At 60.0% G+C, this 20,960-nt stretch carries 20 protein-coding genes; 14 read left to right on the plus strand and 6 right to left on the minus strand.

Translation table 11 applies throughout. The annotated features are described in order from the left end of the window. Positions 1-23 precede the first annotated feature (23 nt). Positions 24-851 (minus strand): ABC transporter substrate-binding protein, encoded by an 828-nt coding sequence (locus JJQ51_RS11460; protein ID WP_269244733.1) that lies wholly within the window; start codon positions 849-851, stop codon positions 24-26. A 186-nt stretch (positions 852-1,037) separates the two neighbouring features. Here JJQ51_RS11460 and JJQ51_RS11465 point away from each other — a divergent pair, with 186 nt between their 5' ends. Beyond that, positions 1,038-2,120: a LacI family DNA-binding transcriptional regulator gene (locus tag JJQ51_RS11465; RefSeq protein WP_152093244.1), complete on the plus strand. Its 1,083-nt coding sequence runs from the start codon at positions 1,038-1,040 to the stop codon at positions 2,118-2,120. A 187-nt stretch (positions 2,121-2,307) separates the two neighbouring features. Next, on the plus strand, positions 2,308-4,059 hold the full coding sequence (locus JJQ51_RS11470) for a thiamine pyrophosphate-binding protein (RefSeq protein ID WP_269244734.1): 1,752 nt from the start codon (positions 2,308-2,310) through the stop codon (positions 4,057-4,059). On the opposite strand, the gene JJQ51_RS11475 is transcribed toward JJQ51_RS11470, so the two are convergent. Next, positions 4,050-4,979 (minus strand): LysR substrate-binding domain-containing protein, encoded by a 930-nt coding sequence (locus JJQ51_RS11475; RefSeq protein WP_069614756.1) that lies wholly within the window; start codon positions 4,977-4,979, stop codon positions 4,050-4,052. The two genes, JJQ51_RS11470 and JJQ51_RS11475, sit on opposite strands and share 10 nt — an antisense overlap. On the opposite strand from JJQ51_RS11475, the gene JJQ51_RS11480 reads away from it, so the two are divergent. The 6 genes from JJQ51_RS11480 to JJQ51_RS11505 are packed head-to-tail and all read left to right on the plus strand — an operon-like array spanning position 4,978 to position 9,865. After that, positions 4,978-5,556, plus strand: coding sequence for an Lrp/AsnC family transcriptional regulator (locus tag JJQ51_RS11480; protein WP_246661718.1), 579 nt, complete (start codon positions 4,978-4,980; stop codon positions 5,554-5,556). The two genes, JJQ51_RS11475 and JJQ51_RS11480, sit on opposite strands and share 2 nt — an antisense overlap. 28 nt (positions 5,557-5,584) lie before the next feature. Further along, the gene (locus JJQ51_RS11485; protein WP_269244735.1) at positions 5,585-6,418 is read left to right on the plus strand and encodes a transporter substrate-binding domain-containing protein; all 834 of its coding nucleotides are present in this window, start codon (positions 5,585-5,587) and stop codon (positions 6,416-6,418) included. Between the two features lie 11 nt (positions 6,419-6,429). After that, entirely contained in the window at positions 6,430-7,143 is a 714-nt protein-coding gene (locus JJQ51_RS11490) for an aspartate/glutamate racemase family protein (RefSeq protein WP_269244736.1), read from the plus strand. Continuing rightward, positions 7,143-7,799 (plus strand): amino acid ABC transporter permease, encoded by a 657-nt coding sequence (locus JJQ51_RS11495; protein WP_269244737.1) that lies wholly within the window; start codon positions 7,143-7,145, stop codon positions 7,797-7,799. The genes JJQ51_RS11490 and JJQ51_RS11495 overlap by 1 nt, the downstream gene beginning before the upstream one ends. Beyond that, positions 7,796-8,590, plus strand: a complete 795-nt coding sequence (locus tag JJQ51_RS11500) for an amino acid ABC transporter ATP-binding protein (RefSeq protein WP_269244738.1) — start codon at positions 7,796-7,798, stop codon at positions 8,588-8,590. The genes JJQ51_RS11495 and JJQ51_RS11500 overlap by 4 nt, the downstream gene beginning before the upstream one ends. Before the next feature lie 18 nt (positions 8,591-8,608). Beyond that, the gene (locus JJQ51_RS11505; protein ID WP_113350541.1) at positions 8,609-9,865 is read left to right on the plus strand and encodes an NAD(P)/FAD-dependent oxidoreductase; all 1,257 of its coding nucleotides are present in this window, start codon (positions 8,609-8,611) and stop codon (positions 9,863-9,865) included. Positions 9,866-10,108: 243 nt separating this feature from the next. Here JJQ51_RS11505 and JJQ51_RS11510 read toward each other — a convergent pair whose 3' ends face one another. Then, on the minus strand, positions 10,109-10,837 hold the full coding sequence (locus JJQ51_RS11510) for a GntR family transcriptional regulator (RefSeq protein WP_113350542.1): 729 nt from the start codon (positions 10,835-10,837) through the stop codon (positions 10,109-10,111). Between the two features lie 184 nt (positions 10,838-11,021). Between JJQ51_RS11510 and JJQ51_RS11515 the strand changes: the two genes are divergently transcribed. The 5 genes from JJQ51_RS11515 (at position 11,022) to JJQ51_RS11535 (ending at position 16,046) form a co-directional block, all read left to right on the plus strand. After that, complete coding sequence (locus JJQ51_RS11515; RefSeq protein ID WP_113329712.1) at positions 11,022-12,008, plus strand: ABC transporter substrate-binding protein; 987 nt, start codon at positions 11,022-11,024, stop codon at positions 12,006-12,008. A gap of 191 nt (positions 12,009-12,199) precedes the next feature. Next, positions 12,200-12,979: an ABC transporter ATP-binding protein gene (locus JJQ51_RS11520; RefSeq protein ID WP_113350543.1), complete on the plus strand. Its 780-nt coding sequence runs from the start codon at positions 12,200-12,202 to the stop codon at positions 12,977-12,979. Between the two features lie 7 nt (positions 12,980-12,986). Next, the gene (locus JJQ51_RS11525; RefSeq protein WP_069610480.1) at positions 12,987-13,910 is read left to right on the plus strand and encodes an ABC transporter permease; all 924 of its coding nucleotides are present in this window, start codon (positions 12,987-12,989) and stop codon (positions 13,908-13,910) included. Positions 13,911-13,930: 20 nt separating this feature from the next. After that, complete coding sequence (kynU, locus tag JJQ51_RS11530; RefSeq protein WP_113350544.1) at positions 13,931-15,178, plus strand: kynureninase; 1,248 nt, start codon at positions 13,931-13,933, stop codon at positions 15,176-15,178. Positions 15,179-15,215: 37 nt separating this feature from the next. After that, positions 15,216-16,046: an alpha/beta hydrolase gene (locus tag JJQ51_RS11535; RefSeq protein WP_113350545.1), complete on the plus strand. Its 831-nt coding sequence runs from the start codon at positions 15,216-15,218 to the stop codon at positions 16,044-16,046. A gap of 63 nt (positions 16,047-16,109) precedes the next feature. On the opposite strand, the gene JJQ51_RS11540 is transcribed toward JJQ51_RS11535, so the two are convergent. The 3 genes from JJQ51_RS11540 to uxuA all read right to left on the minus strand — a co-directional run bounded on the left by JJQ51_RS11540 (position 16,110) and on the right by uxuA (position 20,129). Beyond that, positions 16,110-16,535, minus strand: a complete 426-nt coding sequence (locus JJQ51_RS11540) for a VOC family protein (protein WP_069610406.1) — start codon at positions 16,533-16,535, stop codon at positions 16,110-16,112. A gap of 140 nt (positions 16,536-16,675) precedes the next feature. Beyond that, entirely contained in the window at positions 16,676-18,766 is a 2,091-nt protein-coding gene (locus JJQ51_RS11545; RefSeq protein WP_113350546.1) for a putative bifunctional diguanylate cyclase/phosphodiesterase, read from the minus strand. Positions 18,767-18,950: 184 nt separating this feature from the next. After that, positions 18,951-20,129, minus strand: a complete 1,179-nt coding sequence (uxuA, locus tag JJQ51_RS11550; protein ID WP_113351030.1) for a mannonate dehydratase — start codon at positions 20,127-20,129, stop codon at positions 18,951-18,953. A gap of 120 nt (positions 20,130-20,249) precedes the next feature. Here uxuA and JJQ51_RS11555 point away from each other — a divergent pair, with 120 nt between their 5' ends. Further along, the gene (locus JJQ51_RS11555; protein ID WP_233788579.1) at positions 20,250-20,945 is read left to right on the plus strand and encodes a FadR/GntR family transcriptional regulator; all 696 of its coding nucleotides are present in this window, start codon (positions 20,250-20,252) and stop codon (positions 20,943-20,945) included. Positions 20,946-20,960: the final 15 nt, after the last annotated feature.

Here is a 20,960-nt window from a genome sequence, read left to right on the forward strand (position 1 = left end):
GGAAGCCGGGCAGCAGCGCGGCCTTACTTCTTGGGAAGGTATTGATCGGGCATCGGCGAGCCGGGGAACCACTTCTCATAGAGCGTCTTCCAGGTGCCATCCTGCATCGCTTCGTGCAGCGCCTTGTTGAGCGCCAGCCGGAAGGCGTCGTTGCCCTTGTGGACGACGAAGCCCGCCAGTGCGTCGAAGGATGGGATATTCACGGCAATCTTCAGTGCCGGATAGCGCTCGCTATATTGTTTGGCTGCTTCATAATCGAGGAAATGTGCGTCGATGGTGCCGTTGTTCAGCGCCGCCACGGCAGAATTGTTGTCCGGAAATTTGACGAGATCGGTGCCGGTGAAATTCTTCGTGGCATAGACCTCCTGCAGCGTGCCCTGCACGACGCCGAGGCGCTTGCCCTTGAGGCCGGCTGCATCCTTCATCGAGGCATCCGATGTCAGAACCGAGAGATAGCCGGCGAGATAGCCATCGGAGAAGTCGACCGTCTTCTTGCGTGCTTCGGTCGTTCCGATCGCCGCGACGGCGACGTCGAAACGCTGGTTGGCAACGGAGGGCAGCAAGGCCGAGAACTCCTGGCCGGTAAACGTCACCTTGTCCTTGGGAAAGCCCATGCGGGAAACGACGTTCAGAAAGAGCTCTATATCGAAGCCGGTGAATTGCCCATCGGCCGTCGTGAAGGTGTAGGGCTTGGAATCTCCCATCGTGCCGACGCTGATGACGTTCGGATCGATCAGGTTATAGGGATTGTCGGCGGCGATCGCCGGGCCGACGCTTGCCGCGACGATATAGGCGAGCACGCCAGCGCGCAGAGGCGCGGCGATGGCCGAGAAAATGCTGGATAGGTTCATGTTCGTTCTCCGCTCTGAAGGATGCTCTTATCGGCATTCATGCATGCGCGTCCGCATCTCCACTCCTTGCGGCAGCAAGAGACTTTCTGGACGAGAGACCGGTATCATATAAAAAGAGACCGGTCTCAATGCTATTTGTTAACTTCAGATTGACCGCCCGTCAACAACTCTTGTAATCGTCATCCCATGGAAGAGCCCCTCACCTCGAAACGCTCCGTAACAGTCGCCGATGTTGCCAGGGTCGCTAAAGTCTCGAAGGCGACCGCTGCCCGTGTGCTCGGCGGCTATGGCGTCGTCAGCGACAAGGTTCGCGAGCAGGTGCTTGCCGCTGCGGCAGCGCTCGAATACCGGCCGAACGAACTTGCCCGGAGCATGACGACAGGCAAATCCGGCATCATCGGGGTCGTGGTCGGCGATATCGAAAATGCCTTCTTCAGCCTTGCCGTCCGGGGCATCAGCGATGCCGCGCGCATGGCCGGCTTCAATGTGATCATTGCCAATTCCGGTGAAGAACTCGATGCGGAAAAGTCGGCGGTCGACCTGCTCATCGGCAAGCGCGTCGATGGATTGATCGTAACGCCGGCACGCTGCGACCGAATGGAGCATCTTCAGGACATACGCCGCGTCGGCGTGCCTCTCGTCCTCTTTGACCGAAACATTCCGGAGCTCGGCGTCGACGCCGTGACGGGCGCCGATTTCGATGCCGCCATGGTCGCCACCCGCCATCTTCTCGACATGGGGCATAGACGGATCGCCTATATATCGGCGATGGATGCCGGGAGCGAACCCCTTGGCGATATCAGCAGCATTTCCAATTCTGCCGTGCGCGAACGGGTGGATGGCATGTTGAAGGAGCAGGCCGATGCGGGCATCGAGAACGCGCTATATTACGTGCGGCTCGGCGCGACCGACCAGTCAAGGACGGATGATGTCGTCAAGAGCCTGCTGCACGATGCGGCGCCTCCGACCGCCATCATAGCGTCGGACAGTCTCGTCGGGCTCAGGGTCTTCAAGACCTTGCAAAAACTGGGATTGTCCATGCCGCGCGATATATCGATGATCTCTTTCCTTGATGCGGACTGGACGACCGTCACGACACCGCCGATCACCGTCGTCGACCAGCCCGTCTACGAAATGGGAAAGAAGGCGGCCGAGCGTCTTATCTCGCGGCTGAACGGCAAGGATCTGCCCGTCGGGCGAACCGCCATCAAAACAGGCCTGATCGAGCGCGGATCGGTCGCCTCACCATCTCACGACAGCAATCGATAACGCCTCGCTTGGTAAGTCACAGCGCGGATATGATCGCGATGCGCTTGGCGCACGCCAGCCCCATGCAATCTCAAGGACAGAGCCGGCAGATTGCCGGCGACTGCCGCTTCAAGCCGCCGGTTTGCCGGTCCCCGGCAAACCTTTGCTTCATTATCCTGATCAGCACAGCGAGATACAGGAGAGACGAATGCGCGGTGCTGACATTCTGGTAGACATGCTCATCGGATACGGGGTTGATACGATCTTTGGTGTCCCCGGAGATACCAATGTGCCGCTCTATGAAGCACTCCAGCACCGCGAAGGCGAAATACGGCATGTGATGGCCCGCGACGAGCGCTCTGCCGGCTTCATGGCGGATGCTTACGGGCGGTTCACCAACAAGCCCGGCGTGTTTGAATGCCCATCGGGCGCCGGCGCGATGTATTCCTTGCCGCCGGTCGCTGAATCGAACGGATCGTCAGTGCCGGTAATCCTGCTGACCATCGACATTCCACTACCCGGCGAGGGGCGCGGCGTCCTGACGGAATTGGATTGCGCGAAACTGTTCGAACCGGTCACAAAGCTGTCCGTGCAGGTAAAGACGCCGGAAAAGCTGCCCGAAATCATCCGCCGCGCCTTTCGCGTCGCCTGCTCAGGCAAACCTGGCGCGGTACATCTGCAGATCCCCGAGGATATGCTTCTGGCCGAGATAGACCTGACGCGAATATCTCTGCATGTCGAGGAGGAATGCCGTACCTTCCCTGCTTATCCCACGCTGCCGCCGCGCTCGAAGCTCGAAAAGCTGCTGGAGCTTCTTTCCAGGGCCGAGCGACCGCTGATCGTGGCGGGAGGTGGGGTGAACCGCGCCCGTGCAGGCCACGAGATCACCCGGCTTGCCGAAAAATTCAATGTGCCGATGTGCACGACGATGACTGGCCAGGGTGCAATCGATGACGACCATCGCCTCGCAATCGGCGTCATCGGCGACAACGGATATCATCCGCATGCGAACTGGGCGCTTGAACATTCCGACTTCACGCTGTTCGTAGGCTCGCGCATTGGTTCGGTCGTCACCATCGGCTGGACCTTTCCGCGGATCACGCTCAATAAACGCCTGGCGCAGATCGATATCTCACCCGAGATCATGGCGAACAACTACGAGAATCTGCTGTCCATCCAGGGAGATGCCTTGCTTGTCCTCACGGAGTTGCTGGAGCTGAAAGCAAGTATCGAGCCCGTATTGCACGAAGCCTGGGTCGGTGAGCTCAACCGGCGTCGGCAAGTCTTTTGGGAGCATGCGGAGGAGGCGCTTTCCGACGAGCGGGTTCCGTTACGGCCCGAGCGCGCCGTGCGTGCTTTCAATCAAGCTTTGCAATCTTCCGGCAAGCCCGCGCTCATCTACTCCGATGCGGGAACGCCGACCCCATACATGACGCGCTTCCTCAAAATCAATGACCGCGAGACCCGCTTTGCCATACCACGTGCCTTTGGTGGCCTGGGTTCAGCGCTTCCCGCCACAGTCGGAGCCTGGCGGGCCGATCCATCCAAGAGGCCGATCGGTCTCTTCGGCGACGGATCGTTCGGCATGACGGTCGGCGAACTGGAAACGCTGGTGCGCCTGCAGGTGCCGGCGATCCTTATCCTCTTCAACAACGGGACATTCGGCTGGATCAAGGGCCTCCACCGGCTCAAAGGCCATAATCATTGCTTCGGTGTGGATTTTCTGGCGCCGCGCGGTCAGGCAATCGCGGAGGCTTATGGTCTCAAGGCATGGACGGCCAAAACGGCTTCGGAACTCGATACCGCGTTGGCGTCCGCCTTTGCTCACGACGATGGGCCGTGCTTCATCGACGTTCATGTCGAATCCATCGCAGACCGGGTACCGCCGGTCTATTCATGGCTATTGAAGCGGGGAGAGGATCCGCTCGAGCTAAAGCCGGTGGAGAAGGCCTATTTTTGATCCAAGGGATACGCCAGAGGCAGGAATTGCCGCCGGCGCGTGAATTCGGTGGCGAACCAATCGCGGAAGATCCGCACGTTGGCCGAGTTCATCCGCGCCTGCGGGAAACAGAGATAAAAGCCTTCCCCCGACGTCTGGAGCCTGCTTAAGGCGGGCTTCAGAATTCCTGCGGCAAGTTCGGTGCGCACATGGAGCTCGGGAACGACCGCCAGCCCCATGCCGCTGATGGCACATTCGAGGATCATATCGAAGTTCGGCAAACGCGGACCGTAGATGCGGCTCTTGTAGTGCACACCTGCTCCCCGCAGCCAATGCAGCCACAGGCTCGGCCGGCTGGAATTCTGGATCAGCGGGTATTCCAGCAGCGCCTCGTCGTTTGGCAGGCCTTGCAATGGCACCAGATTCGGCGCTCCCACAACGATCAACTCTTCATCGAAGAGCAACTGACTGCGCGCCCCGCTCCAATTGCCCGTACCGCGCACGAACGCAAGATCCAGCTCGGATGCCGCGAAATCGAGATCGTGACGACAGGGATAGACCTCGAACCATGTTTGAGGATGGGCGGCTGCAAAGGCGGTCAGCATCGCAGCACCCCAGCGCCGCATCAATGTCGGCGGAAAGCCGATCTTCAGCATGCTCTGCGCCTTTCGACCGCGGACGGCATCGATGGAGACATCTTCTAACTTGTCGAGCAGGCGCGAAATCTCATCGTAATAGCGCGCGCCCTCCTCCGTCAGCACCAGCTTCGGGCCGGCGCGCTCGAACAGGGTAAGTCCAAGAAAATCCTCAAGGTTTTTTATCTGCCGGCTGATGCCGCTCTGCGTGATCCCCATGTCCTCGGCAGCCTTGGTAAAGCTCAAGTGACGCACGGATGCATCGAAGGCATGCAGGGCGCTCAAGGACGGCAGAAAACGGCGCATGACGAAGCTCCTGTTGACCAGCATGAATAAAAGTCATGAAGAACCCATTTTTCAATGCTTTTCTTTGGGAAAATTTGGCCCCAGTCTTCCCGCAAAAGAAAGTGGGAACGACATGGACTACGGCGATAGCATTGACCGCAATCTGCTTAGCATCCTGGAGGAAAACGCACGCGTAACGGCCAGTGAACTGGCGCGACGCGTCGGCCTCGCGCGCTCAAGTGTCCGGGAGCGTATCGAGCGGCTGGAACGTCGCGGCGTCATTCTTGGCTATCGTGCGATCGTGGGCCGTCGCGAGATTGATCAAAGCGTTTCAGCCTATATCTTCATCACCACCGCCCTGCGCGCGACGCAAAGGCTGTTTGCGGTATTGCGCGGCTATCCCGAGATCCTGACCGCCGACGCGATCAGCGGCCCGGCCAACATTCTCTGCCGCGTGAACGTCAATTTTTTAGAAGATCTGGAAGCGCTCATCGATGAGCTTGCGCGGATCGAAGAAATCGAAAGCGTGACCTATTCGGTCGTGCTTTCCAACAAAATCAATCGCGAAAACGCATTGATCGCCCGCAAGGCGCAATAGGGAACGAGCAATCAACTGGGATATGACCATGAACAGACGTGATTTCGGAAGGGCAGTGCTGCTCGCAGGCGCTGCTGCGCTACTTCCATCCTCCGCACTTCTTGCAGCGACCGAAGGTCCGACGCTCGAAGCGATCCGGGCGCGGGGGGCGCTACGGATCGGCGTGTTTGCAGGCACCGAGCCTTATTATCACAAGAATCTCGCAACCGGAAAATGGGAAGGTTTCTGCGTCGCGATGGGACAAGACCTCGCGCAATATATCGGCGTCAAGCTGGAACTGGTCGAGACGACCTGGGGCAACTCCGTGATCGATCTTCAAAGCAACAAGATCGATATCATGTTCGGGCTCAGCAACAACCCGGAGCGCGCCAAGGTTGTCGATTTCACCAAGGCACTGATGGACAATACCTTCACGCTCGTTGCCCGCAAGGATCTGGAGGTGACGAAGTGGGAGGAAATGAACAGACCGGAGATGCGGGTGGCCGTCGACCTCGGCTCGACGCAGGACAACTTCGCGCGCAAGAACCTGCCGAACTGCACGCTGGTTGCGCTCAAATCTGCCGATGAGACCATTCTGGCGCTTCAGTCGGGTCGCGCCGATGCCATCATCCAGGTCGCGCTCCTCGCTGTCGTGACGACGAAACACCTCGCTCCAAACGTCAAACTCATCATTCCCGACCCTCACGGAAGCCAGCCGACCACCATCGGCGTGCGCCGCGATCCGAACGGCGAGTTCCGCGACTATGTCGATGCCTGGCTTGCGGAACGCCGCAGACAAGGCAAGGTCTCGGGCTGGATTGTCGATAGCCTCGCGCTCGTGGGTGTCGACAAGGCTGCACTGCCTGCAAGCCTGACCTTCTGACAGGCACGACCATGTCCGTCTCTTCGGGTGCCTTGGGCATCATCATGCTGGACACGACGTTCGAACGCCCGCCCGGCGATGTCGGCCATGCTGGATCATGGCGCTTTCCGGTCCGGTTCCGTCAGGTGCGCGGTGCATCCGTTTCCCTCGTCCTCCGTGCCGGCGGCGAGGGTCTCGTCGATGATTTCGTCGCCGCCGGACGGGAGCTGATCTCGGAGGGCTGCAGCGCGATTGTCACGTCCTGCGGCTTCATGGCGCGACACCAACGGAAACTGGCCGAGGCGTTGGGCGTGCCGGTGGCTGCCTCCAGTCTCATGCAGCTGCCCATGGTCGAGATGGCGCTCGGTGCAGGCCTGCGCCCCGGCGTGATAACGTATGACGCAGCCAGCCTCGTTCCCGAGGTGTTCGAAGCCTGCGGGGCAGATCCATCCGTGCCCGTGCGCGGCGTGCCCGACAACGGGGCATTCCACGCCCTCATCGAAGGCTCTGCCGCATACGATCACGCGGCGCTGGAGGCCGAGGTGGTCGATGCTGCACGCAAGCTCGTCGCCGAGCATCCGTCGGTCGGCGCCATCGTGCTGGAATGCACCAACATGCCACCCTTTGCGCAGGCGATCGCGACGGCTCTCGGCCTTCCCGTCTTCGACATCCTGACATTGGGCGAGTGGCTTTTTACATCAACCTCTCCCCGGACTTTCAGCCGGGCAGAACAAAGCGCGCTGTGATGCAGTATCAATGGGACTTTTCCAGCCTTTGGCAGTATCGCGGCCTCTTTCTTCAGGGCTTGGGCTACACGGTCGGCTTTACCGTTCTGACCATCGTTTCCGGAATCCTTGTCGGCACGCTCTTCGCTCTTGCCCGGCTTTCGGGTCTGAAAATCGTCACCGTTCCGATCATGACGATCGTGGAACTCTTTCGCTGTACGCCCGTCCTCGTGCAACTGGTCTGGTGTTACTATGCCTTACCCATGCTGGTCGGAATTCAGATCTCCCCTGCGATGGCAGCCTTCATCACGCTGACCATGTACGGCGCCGCGTTCTATGCGGAAATCATTCGGGGCGGCATCGTCTCGATCGATGCCGGGCAATGGGATGCCGGCCGCGCGATCGGCATGCGTCGAGGCCAGTTGATGGCCAAGATCATTCTGCCGCAGGCGTTGCGCCGCATGGTGCCGCCGCTGGTCAACCAGTCTGTCCTGCAGCTCAAAAACACCTCGCTTCTCTCCGTGCTTGCCGTGCCCGACCTGCTCTATCAAGGTCAGCTCGTGACCTCGGCCACCTACCGGCCGCTTGAAACCTACACTTTGATTGCATTCGTCTATCTGGCGATCCTGTTTCCCATGACACGCCTGGCGCACTGGCTGGAGGGTCGTAAGGCATGAATGGCAAGATAGAGAGAATGGGCGCAGAAGAGCCGATGATCGAGGTCGTGGGCCTGAAGAAATCCTTCGGTCCTCTCGACGTCTTGAAGGACATCAACCTTTCGGTGCCGCGCGGTCATGTGGTGGCGATGATCGGGCCAAGCGGCTCGGGAAAGTCGACCCTGTTGCGCAGCCTCAATCTGCTGTCGTTGCCGGATGCGGGCTGCATTACCATCGGCGGGAGGCGGATGGATTTTTCCGCGGGCCGGGTTGCCATGCGCGACCAGGACCTTGCGGCCTTCCGTGCCAATACCGGTATGGTGTTTCAGAACTTCAATCTGTTCCCGCATATGAGCGTCATCGACAACGTGATGGTTGGGCCTGTGAGCGTGCTGAAGCAGGACAGGAATTCCGCGCGAACCGTCGCGATGGAGCTTCTCGCCAAGGTCGGCCTGGTCGCGAAAGCCGACGCGCGCCCGGAGCAGCTTTCGGGCGGGCAGAAGCAGCGCGTGGCGATCGCGCGCGCGCTCGCCATGAAACCAGAAGTCATGCTGTTTGATGAGGCCACCTCGGCACTCGACCCTGCACTGGTCGGCGAAGTTCTGGCGGTCATTCGTCAGCTCGCCGAGCAGGGCATGACGATGATCCTCGTCACTCATGAGATGGCCTTTGCCCGCGATGTCGCCGATACGGTCATCTTCATGCAGGACGGCTTCGTCGTCGAGTCGGGTGACGCGCGCCAAGTCATCAACGAGCCTCGCGAGACGAGAACGCGAGAATTCCTCAGCCATTTCCATGGCGGACTTTCCTGAGAGCAGGACGAAACGGCAATGACAGGCAAGGTAATCGTTGTTGGCGCTGGCATTATCGGTGCCACCGCGGCATTGAGATTGGCAGAAGCAGGCTGGGATGTCGCGCTTTGCGACGGCAACGCCCCGGGTAGCGAAGCCGGGGCAAGCTACGGCAATGGCGGCTGGATCAGCCCGGCATCGATCATTCCGATGAGCATGCCCGGCCTGTGGCGTAAGGTTCCCGGTTTCCTTCTCGATCGAAACGGGCCGCTGACGATCGACTGGAGGTCGCTGCCGCAGCTGACGCCTTGGCTCCTGCGGTTCTTGTGGGCTGGCGCCAGTAAGACCCGCGTACGCCGGACGGCGAAATTGCTGAACTTCCTGCTGCATGATGGCCCTGAGCGACATCTGGAACTCGCGCGAAAGACCGGACAGGAACAGCTCGTTCTTCAGAAAGGGCTGCTCTACGCTTATCCCGACCGGGCCTCCTTCGAGGCGGAAGCGCTGAGCTGGGAACTGCGCCGAGAAAACGGCGTAGCATATGTGGAGTGGGACGAGACCGAAATCCGGAAAAGGCTTCCGGCTCTCGGTCCCCCCTATCGCTTCGCCATCCATGTGGTGAACGGCGCCCATTGCCGCGACACCGGAAGCTATGTAGCCGGCATTGTGGAAGCCGCTCGACGCAAGGGTGTACAATTCCACCAGTCCGCCGTGACAGCTATCCTCGACGGCGTAACGCCGCAGGCGGTGCTGGAGGGTGGCGAGACGCTATCTGCCGACCGCATCGTCGTGGCCGCGGGCATACATTCCGGCCGCCTGCTTCGCCCGCTTGGCGTGCGCATTCCGATGCAGAGCGAACGGGGCTATCATGTGACTGTGACATCAGGGCAGGCACCCTTCGAAATTCCCGTCATGCCGAGTACCGGCCGGATGGCCAATACGCCGACCAATATGGGCCTGCGCCTTTCGGGCCAGGTCGAGCTTGCAACCGTGAACAAACCCCCTAATTGGGAGCGCGCGCAGGTGCTGCAACGCCATGCCCTGGCGAGCTACCCCTATCTGGCTGCCGACAAGACACCCCACCTTCGCCTCTGGATGGGACATCGGCCATCCACGCCCGACGGGCTTCCTGTGATCGGCCCACTGTCACGCCATCCCAGCCTGATCGCCGCATTCGGCCACGGGCATGTCGGCATCGCGGCAGCTCCCAAAACGGCGGATCTGGTACTCGACGCATTGGAACGTCGCATCAGCGACAACGCATGCCCTTTCCTACCCAGTCGCTTTGGGCAATGACCGATCACCCACCCCAGGCAGGCCCAAGTTGAGCGCTCCTAACGGGAATCGAACCGATGGAGCTGCAATCACTGGAACGGGCTGGAAAGACCCTGGGGTGCGCACCAGTTCGCATTCGATAGCGGCAACGCCGGCAAGGATATTTTCCTTGGCGGCGCTGACGAGCGGCTTATCGACGAAAACCTGCAGGGGGAGACATCTCGCGCGCCAAGCGTTCCAGCTCTCCGATGATCCGGTTTCGACCTAACTCACATGACCCTCCGAGCGAATATAAACCTGCAGCGTGTACCCGATATGCTCGGTCATCAGCGCTCTGGCACGTTCCAGATCCCGGTCGAGGGCCGCTTCCATCAATGCCGTATGATGCTCGATCGCCATGGCATCCTGCAAAGCGGCAACGGCTTTTTCATAACCGATCGAAAGGCCAGCAGCCGCGCGCTGCGTCGGCGCAAGGCCGAGAAAACGATGGTGGCGGCGAAGCTGATCCGAGATGGTGGACTGGAAACGCTGGAGCCAGTTCGACGTTGCCGCGCTGACAAGCGCAGCGTGAAAGGCGCTGTGCTTCTCATCCCATTCGTCCGCCATCTCCTCCGAGGCGGAGTCGGGCACGATCTTGCAGCGTGAGAGGCGATAATGTGCAGTAACGACGGCCGATTCCCAATCCGGGCCACCCTTCTCAATCGACTCCATGAGAAGCGGCAGCTCTACGACCATGCGCGCCCGCGTCAGGTCCTCCAGTTCGGCCCGCGATACTGGAGCGACAGCGAAGCCGCGATTGCTGATCGCAGTCACAAGCTTTTCGGCCTCCAGCCGCGACAGCGCCTCGCGAAGCGGCGTCCAGCCGAGGCCGTAGATATCCCGAAGGGCGCTCAACCGAAGAGAGGCACCAGGCCTTAGCTTGGTATTGAGGATGTCGCGTCGCAACAGCCAGTAAGCCGCTTCCGTCTTGCTCAGCGCATCCTTGTCCTGCATGGCCCTCGTCCCGATCCTCCCCAGGCGCAGATTATATATAAAAGCTCCTTATCCGGAAATTATATATTATATATGCCCATCGTGAATATCATATATCACAAATTGACAGGCCTGCAGCACTCGCTATGATCCCTGCCCGAGAGAGCCGAAGGAAAACGGCTCCTTATTACACCGGGAGGAAAATATGCTGAGATCTACGTCCAAGTGGCTGGCCGGCCTCGCTGTCGTCGGCGCCTTCGCAGCAAGCGTTGCAACCGCATCGGCCGAGCCCATCAAGATCGCCATCGCCAACTTCGGCGAGCATCCGCAGCTCAACGCATCGATTGCCGGCTTTAAGAAGGCTCTTGCTGACAACGGCTTCGTCGAAGGCAAGGATGTCGTCTATTCCGAAAGCAACACGAGCTTCGACGCCTCGCTCGTTCCGCAGATGATCGCCAAGCTGCAATCCGAACATCCGAAGCTGATGTATACGGTGACCACCCCCGTATCGCAGATTGCCAAGAAGGCGCTGGCCGGCTCCGGCATTCCGATCGTCTTTACGGCCGTCACCGATCCCGTCGCCGCCAAGCTCGTCCCGTCCTGGGACGCCGGTGACACAGGCATCACCGGCTCGAGCGACCTGCAGGACATCTCGGCCATCCTCACCTTCACCAAGAAGCTGCTTCCGAATGCCAAGCGCATCGGCGTGCCCTATAATCCGGGCGAGGCCAACGACGTTGCGCTGATCGACAAGGTCAAGGCCGCCGCTCCGGCAGCCGGCTTCGAAGTGGTTCCGGTCGGCGTCGACAATGTCAACGACATTCAGCAGCGCATCGCATCGCTCGCCGGCAAGGCAGACGTGATCTACACGCCCGCTTCCAACCTATTGCAGCCGGCAATCCCCGCCGTTGCCGCCGCCGCCCGCCAGGCTCAGATCCCGATCGTCAATTCCGACGACGCGGCCGTCCGCAATGGCGTCGTGCCGGCAAGCTTTGCTGTCAACTATGAGCAGGTTGGCGAAAATGCCGGCAAGATCGCCGCTGAGATCCTCAAGGGTGCCGATCCGAAGACGATCAAGCCCTCCGTTCCGGCTTACAAGGACCACGCGCCGCTGATCAACAAGACCGTGTTGAAAGCATTCGGCGCCGAAGTTCCGGCTTCGCTTGCCGATTGCAATTGCTTCACGAAGTAATAGGCGGCATTTTCTACTGCATAATTCCTTAAATCGATGTCGATCTAAGGATAAAATTATGCAGCAGCTTTAAAGTGCTACAGCGACTTTTGCGCGTCAGATGTGACGCGCGGCGCTGTAGGATCAATCCGATCCATGGCGGCGTCAGGAACGCCGCCATTTCATAACCCTACACTGCAGGGGAGGCACGGATGCTTGAGATCAAATCCGCGCGCAAGGTTTTCTACAGAGGCCAGCCCGACGAAAAGGTCGCGCTTAATGGCCTGACGCTCTCCCTCAAGACAGGCGAATTCGGCGTCGTCATCGGTTCCAACGGCGCCGGCAAGAGCAGCATGCTGAATGCGATTTCCGGCGCTCTCAGCCTCGATTCCGGTCAGATCCTCATTAACGGTGATGACGTGACGAACATGCCGGTCCACAAACGCGCCGCGCGTCTGGCTCGCGTATTTCAGGATCCGATGAAGGGAACCGCCGCCAGCATGACGGTCGGCGAAAACATGCTTCTGGCGGAACTGCGCGGCAAAGCCAGAGGATTTCGGCCCGGCCTGAATGCGGCGCGGCTCGCCGCCTACAAGGATCGGCTCGCCGTCCTCGGCCTCGGCCTCGAAAATCGGCTGGACACAAAAGTAGAGCTTCTTTCGGGCGGCCAGCGCCAGTCGCTGTCGCTCATCATGGCGGTCGGTGGCTCGCCAGATGTGCTGCTGCTCGATGAACACACAGCCGCGCTCGACCCGCGCACGGCCGATATCGTCATGCAGGCAACAGTGCGCACGGTCGAGGCGCTGAAGCTGACGACATTGATGGTCACGCACAACATGCAGCACGCCGTCGATTTCGGCGACAGCATCATCATGCTCGATGCCGGCCGCGTCCATCTCGAAATAACCGGAGATGGCAAGCGGCGCATCACCGTGCCCGAACTGATCGGCCACTTCGCCGTCAAGACCGACCGCATGCTGCTGGTGAGCTGACATCATGATGGATTTCATTCAATCAACCGTTTCGAGCTTCGTCTCGCTCATCCCGGTCACGCTGGCGCAGAGCTTCATCCTGAGCTTCGTCGTCCTCGGCATCATGATCCCCTTCCGTATGCTGAGCTTTCCGGATCTGACCAGTGAAGGTGCGTTTCCGCTCGGCGGCTGCGTCTGCGGCATCCTGCTTGCCGCCGGCGTCGCGCCGCCGCTTGCCATTGCGGTCGCCTTCGCCGTCGGCCTTGCCGCCGGCTGCTGCACGGCCTTCATTCACCTGCGCTTCCGCATCCATACGCTGCTTGCCGGCATCCTGATGTCGACCATGCTCTATAGTGTCAACCTCGGCATCATGGGCAAATCGAACCTCTCCGTCTTCGGCTCTCCGACCGTGTTCGATGTCGTGCCATTCACCGAGCCCGGCTTTCCCGCGAGCAAGATCGTCATCGCCGGCCTGCTTGCCATCATCGTGTTGATCGCCCTTAACCTTTACTTCAAGACGGAGAAAGGCACGGCCATGCGGGCGGTCGGCTCCAATCCCGACATGGCCGAGGCACAGGGCATCAATGTCTGGGCTGCCACCATCGGCGGCGTCGGCATCGCCAGCGCCTTTTCAGCCGCAAGCGGTGCACTGATGGTGCAATCGCAGGGCTTTGCCGATGTCAATATGGGTATCGGCATCCTCATCAACGGCCTTGCAGCGCTGATGATCGGCGAAGCTTTCACCGGCAAGCAGACAGTCCTGCGTCAGTTGCTGGCGCCCTTCGTCGGCTCCATCATCTATTATCAGCTCGTATCGCTCTGCCTTGCCGCCGGCATGCCGCCGCCGAACCTCAAACTCGCTACCGGCCTGTTCGTGCTGATCATGCTGGCGCTGCCGAGCATCCGCCGCAGCCGCGGCGGAGCCGTCACCCGAGAAACCATTCGCGAATAAGTTTACGAGGCAACGACATCATGGATAGCCTTCCCGATCTCGCGGCCGTCGAGGCCATGGACGAGGCCGACCCGCTGCGCGTCTTCCGCAGCCGCTTCGCCCTGCCCGCTGGCGTCATCTATCTCGACGGCAATTCGCTCGGCGCGGCCTCGCACGAGGTTTTTGCCGAAGTGCGCCAGGCCGCCATGGAAGAATGGGGCAATGGCCTGATCCGCAGCTGGAACAGCGCCGGGTGGTTTCATCTGCCACTGGAACTCGGTGATCGTATCGGCAGACTGATCGGCGCTGCCGAAGGGCAGACTGTCGTGACCGACTCCACCTCGATCAACATCTACAAGACACTTCATGCGGCGCTCGCGATGCGACCGGATCGCAACGTGATCGTGGCGGAGGGCGACAGTTTCCCGACCGATCTCTACATGGCCGAAGGCGTCGTTTCGACGCGCCCAGGTGTCACGCTGCGCCTCGAAGGCCGCGATGCCGACACCATCGAGGAATTGATCGATGAGACCGTCGCCGTCGTTCTCGTCAATCATGTCAACTACAAGAGCGGCGAACTGCGCGACATGGTGGCACTGACGAAGCGCATCCAGGCAGCGGGCGCACTCGTCATCTGGGATCTGTGTCACAGCGCCGGCGCCCTGCCCGTCGATCTCGACGGTGCCGGTGCCGATTTCGCCGTCGGCTGCACGTACAAATATCTGAATGGCGGCCCGGGCGCGCCGGCCTTCATCTACGCGGCGAAGCGTCATCACGCATCGATCGTCCAGCCGCTCAGTGGCTGGTGGAGCCACGCCCGTCCCTTCGCCTTCGAACAAAGCTTCGACGGCGATGCCGGCATCAAGCGTTTTCTCTGCGGCACGCAGCCGATCCTCTCCTTGCGGGCTCTGAAAGGAGCGCTCTCCATCTGGGATGAGGTGGACATGAACGCGCTGCGCCGGAAAAGCATAGCGCTGACCGATCTCTTCATCCGTTTGGTCGAAGCCAAATGCGGCCAATATGGTGTGGAACTCGAGACGACGCGCGACAGCGAAAAGCGCGGCAGCCAGGTGTCCTTCATCCACAGCAATGCTTATGAGGTCATGCAGGCGCTGATCGAACGCGGCGTCATCGGCGATTTCCGCGCCCCGTCGACATTGCGCTTCGGCTTTACGCCGCTCTATGTCGGTTATCATGACGTATGGCGCGCCGTGACGGTGCTTGAGGAAATCCTGAGCAGCGGATCATGGAAGGACGCACGCTTTGCGGTGCGCGCGGCCGTGACCTGATCTACAGGCGTCGGCAGCTGGAGAGAGGAAGCTGAACATGAGCTATTTCAGGGTCACCGATTGGGACGCAGCCTATACCAATGGCGCCTATATCGTCGACGGCGATCACTGGCCAGCCGCCTGGGTCGAGCCGGCAAAATCCTTCCGTGACAGGCTGACGACCGCGGGACGCGCGAAACTCGATCTGGCCTATGGTCCTGCGGAGCGCAATCGCTTCGATCTCTTTCTGCCCGAAAGCCAGCCGCAGGGATTGGTGGTTTTCGTCCATGGCGGTTACTGGCTGCAACTGGACAAAAGCTACTGGTCGCACTTTGCAGCAGGCTCAATTATCAGAGGATACGCGGTTGCGATCCCGTCCTATACGCTTTGCCCGGAAAATCGCATCGCCGGGATCGGCAAGGAAATCGCCTCCGCGATCACGAAAGCGGCTGAACTCGTCAGCGGACCCATCGTATTGACCGGCCATTCGGCGGGCGGTCAGCTTGTCGCCCGCATGATGACAACGACATCGCCGCTGAACGAGACAATCCGCAAACGCATTCGCCATGTGCTTGCCATTTCCGGCCTTCATGATCTGCGCCCGATCATGAAGCGCAGCATGAACGCGCAGCTTCAGATCGACGACGCCGAAGCAAGGACCGAAAGCCCGGCTCTCCTCGAGCCGGTCGACAACATTCGCCTAACCTGTTGGGCTGGCGGTGCCGAGCGCGCCGAATTCGTCCGCCAGAATGCGCTGCTCGCCAATATCTGGACCGGGCTCGGCGCGGCGACCGAGGTCGTGGTGGAGCCCGACAAGCATCACTATTCGGTTCTGGACGGCCTTACGGACGCTGAGCATCCTCTCTCGCGGACCCTGCTTGCAGAATAGCGTCTTCGCAGCCGGACCAAAAGAAATGCCCTCGGCGCCACAAACACCGAGGGCATTATATCGTCAGCCGTTGACCGGCGCATTCATCGCCCAGGCGACGCCGAATGGATCGCGCAGCTGGCCCCAGCGATCGCCCCAGAACATAACCTGCGGCTCGACGACCACTTCCGCTCCCGCATCGACGGCACGCTTCCACCAGAAATCGAGGTCATCGACGACAAGCTGCATCGTGAAGGACTGCGGCTTTTCCAGCGCATGGCCGTATTCCGGAAAAGCGTCGCCGAGCATGACCGAGCTGCCGTTGATGTAGAGATGAATATGCATGGTCCGGCCTTTTTCATCGACCGGATACATGAAGGCCTGCTCGGCGCCGAAGGCGCGCTTGTAGAATTCGGCTGCCTTCACAGCGCCATCTACCGTCAGATAGGCTACGACGCCGCCGCGAACCGGCACGCGCGGCTGCTGGGACTGTTCTGTTGCATCACTCATGTTGGTCTCCTTGGAACGGTTCTTTGTGTCGCGCCCTTGTCGGGGCTGATCCAAGGACGTTGGTCAACCACCCTTCCCGACAACAAGGTACCAAATTTTTTTGGTTATTAATTGCGACGGCCGCCCGAAGGTTTCGGCGGTCATACATGCGCTGGTTTTCGGGCACGTAACGTCGGGGCGGGATAGGCCTCACGGAGAATTCGCGCCAGGGCATCCTCGCGTGACATTGGCCGGCCGAGCAGGAAACCCTGCACCTCGTGATAGCCCTCGGCTCGCAATTTTGCCAATTGAGCCTCCGTCTCGATGCCTTCAGCCAATGTGACCGCATTGAAGCCGGAGGCGATGCCAACTACGGCCCGCACGATGGCAAGATTACCGGGATCGGCATCCATGCCGGCGACGAAACTGCGGTCGAGCTTGATCTTGTCGAAAGAGAAGGAGCGCAGATAGCTGAGCGAGGAATAGCCCGTGCCGAAATCATCGATCGCGATGCGAATACCGAGCTCCTTGAGGGCACGCAGCAGCGATAAGCTTTGCTCGACCTCGGAAAGCAGGATGGATTCCGTGACCTCGATCTCCAGGCGTCCGGGACAAAGACCTGTCTCGCTCAGTGCTGAAACGACGGTGGCCAGCAGGCTCGAATGACGGAATTGATAGACGGAGAGATTGATTGCCACTTTCAGGTTGCCGGGCCACTCCATGGCGGTCCGGCAAGCTTCCCTCAGCACCCAGTCGCCGATCGGAACGATCATCCCCGTTTCTTCGGCGATGGGGATGAATTCTGCCGGCGAGATGAGTCCGCGCTTCGGATGGCGCCAGCGGATCAGAGCTTCGAAGCCGGAGAGAGTATCTTCGTCCAGACGAATGATCGGCTGGTAATGAAGTTCGAATTCGTCGTTCTGCAACGCCTCACGAAGCTCCAGCGTGAGCTGATGGCGCCGTTCAGCTTCGAGCCGCATCTCCGTCTGGTAGAACCGATAGGTCGAACGGCCGCTCGTCTTGGCGGCATAGAGCGCCAGATCCGCGTCCCGCATCAGCACGTCAGCATCGTTGCCGTGCTCGGGCGCAATGGCAATGCCGATGCTGCAGGTCACATGTTCCCGGACGCCATCGAGATCGAAGGGTGCCGACAGCGATTGCAACAACAGGTCGGCGAAGCGGCGCGCTCGCCCGGCATCCGTCATCCGTAAAACCAGCGCGAACTCGTCGCCACCCAGGCGCGCGACCAGATCGCTCCTCTCGGCAAGCTGCTGGAGGCGTTCGGCAACCTGGCGCAGGAGCATGTCGCCGGCGGCATGGCCCTTGCTGTCATTAATATGCTTGAAATGATCGACATCGATATAGAGCAGCGCGATTGGCTTTTCCGGCCTCGCAGCAGCCACCTGCCGCACGATGTTCTCGGAAAAGAAAGCTCTGTTCGGAAGCCCGGTCAAGGAATCATGCATGGCAAGATGCGCAAGCCTTGCCTCGACGCTGCGCTCCTCGGTCACATCCTGGGAAATGCCGAGAACATAGCGCGGCGCTTGCCCTGACGGGGCGGGAAGCGCCCGTTTCGCTGTCTTCAGGATACGCAATACGCCGTCCACCGTGTGAATGGTTTCCTCGAAGTAGACGGTTTCGGCGGTTTCGAAGGCAAGCTTGTCCTGCTCCCGGAAAAGCGCCGTCTGCTCATCGGAAAATATCGCACGATCCGACTTGCCGATCACATCTGGTGCTGCCTGCCCGACGATGGCGCCGCACGCCTCATTGAACAGGATATAACGACCATCCCGCTCCATGTCCTTGACGAAAACGCCGACGGGGAGATTGTCGACGATGCTGTCCAGCAGCGACTGGGTGGCATCGACCTGCCGCCGTGCCGCATTGACCTCGGTGCGGTCCTGCACGATCGCCAGAATCGCCATCTTGCCGTCGAAGCGGATTTCCCGCCCATAGGTCAGAACCTCGAATGTCTCGCCATCCGCCTTCAGATGCGTCCAGCGTTGCGCCGTCTCGATGTCGGTGCGGTGGTGCACCGCATCGAGCATGCGTTCGCGCTCTTCCGGAGGCCGGATATCAAGGACGGTCATGACCGCAAAAGCAGCGAGGCTATAGCCATAGAGATCGCGGGCGGCATCGTTGACGATCAGGAATTTCAGCGTCTCGGGATCATAGACCCACATCGGAGACGGATGCGTCTTGAAAAGTGACCGAAAATCGTCGTTCGGGGCGTCGGGCCAAACGGAATTCATAGGAGGTCGACCTTGCCAATTCGAGTTTGAAGATCAGCGAATTGGACATTGATAGACGAGAAAACTAAATAAAATCAAAATTGTAACAAGGTTAAACTTTAGGCAAAAGCCTATCGAATATGCAACAGCAGGCTTTATTCCTCCGCCCCTTTTCACCGACATGGGACGGCAAATGCCGTGAGGTTCAAAGCCCTGCTTTGCCGATCGCATGGATGACGCCGTGAAGTTCGCCAAGACCTTTCAAGCGGCCGATGAGGGAATAGCCGGGATTGGTCGGCTTATCGATATCGTCGCCGATCAGATGTCCGTGGTCCGGCCGCATCGGGATCATATGGTCTTCCCGGCCTTCCTTGCGACGCCGTGCCTCCTCCGTGAGCAATGTGCGCAGGATGGCATACATATCGCTGCGCCCCTCCAAATGGGAGGCCTCCACGAATGAACCATCGGCTTCGAGCGCAACGTCGCGCAGATGCGCGAAATTGATGCGCGAGGCAAATTCGCTTGCGATAGCAAACACATCATTGTCGGCGCGAGAGCCGAGAGATCCGACACAGAGCGTCAAACCGTTGGCCGGATCGTCGACATTGCCGAGGATGCGGCGCAGATCCGACGCCGTCGAGACGACGCGGGGCAGGCCAAAAAGCGAGATGGGCGGATCGTCGGGGTGAATCGCAAGTCTCGCACCGAGCTCTGCGGCAACTGGCACGATCTCGTGCAGAAAGGCTTCGAGATTGGCCTGGAGATCCTCAGCCGTCATACCGTCGAAGAGTGCGATGGCCGAGCGTATGGCATCGCGGCCATAGCTGTCTTCGCCGCCAGGAAGACCGGCGATGATGTTATTCTCCAGCCGTTGCACGGCCTCCGGCGAGAGCCCTTTCAGCCGCTCCTCGGCACGCCGCAGCAGGTCCGGCGCATAATTTTCTTCCGCACCTTGCCTGCGCAGGACGAAGACATCATAGGCAACGAACTCCGCCATGTCGAAACGCAATGCGAGCGCGGTGGTCGGCATTTCGAAGCGCAGATCCGTACGCGTCCAGTCGACGACCGGCATGAAATTGTAGCAGACGGTTTTGATGCCAGCGCGGGCGAGATGGGCGAGACTGTCCTTCCAGACACCAATCGCAGCCTTTGCTCCTGCCCCGCCGAGCTTGATCGCGTTTGGTACCGGGATCGATTCACAGACGCTCCAGCGCAACCCCGCCGCTTCCACCAGCGCCTTTCGCGCCTCGATTTCGGCCGGCGTCCAGACGCGCGAATGCGAGACTTCATGCAATGCCGTGACGATGCCTGTCGCGCCGGCCTGGCGCGCATGCAAGAGCGGAACGAGATCCTTCGGGCCGAACCACCGCCAGCAGCTTTCCATATGATGTCCCCTCCATTTGTCGGTCAAAATACCGCTGAAAAGCGAAATGTCCATCATCTTTGGTCGCTTGACGCCACTATTGACCAACAATATGCTTTCAACAACGGAGGAGAGACGGTGGTGGATACCGCTGATATCGAGGATAGAGGTTCCGCGGTCGATCAGGTGGTCGACGCGCTGCGGCGACTGATGCGCGAGCGCAATCTCGGTCTCGGAGACGCACTGCCCTCGGAAGCCGAGCTCGCTTCCATGTTCAATACCAGCCGCAATACGGTGCGCGAAGCGATCCGCATCCTGAAGGCCTATGGCATTGTCGAAAGCCGCCAGAAGGTCGGCGCGGTGATTACGGACCGCCGCCAGCAGGCACTGATGGACCTCTTCTCCTTCGCTATCGACATCTCGGCGGAGAGCTTTCTCGATATCCAGGGATTTCGTCGCCTCATCGAGGTCAATCTCAGCGATCTTCTGTTCGAAACGCTTGATGAAGTCGCCGTCGACAGGCTGCGCTCCATCAACGACGCGATGAAGGCCGCATCGACATTGGCCGAAGCTGCGGAACTGGATTTCAGGTTTCATGCCACCCTTGTCGGCTTCGCCGGCAATCAGACCCTGTCACAAGTCTATGGCATTCTGCAGCCATTGTTGCAGCGGCTGATGGAGGCGGGAAAGCGCTCACGCGAGGCCGTCGACAGCGCCTATCATGACCATCGCGCCATTATCGAAGCGTTGGAACAACGGGATCGAATCGCTTACGCCTATCACATGAACCGCCACCTGCAGGCGGGCCTGCAGTTCATCGCGCCAAAGGCTGTTTGAGACATCCATTTCATC

It is taken from the genome of Rhizobium sp. AG207R, from assembly GCF_027109195.1.
Taxonomy (GTDB): domain Bacteria; phylum Pseudomonadota; class Alphaproteobacteria; order Rhizobiales; family Rhizobiaceae; genus Rhizobium; species Rhizobium dioscoreae.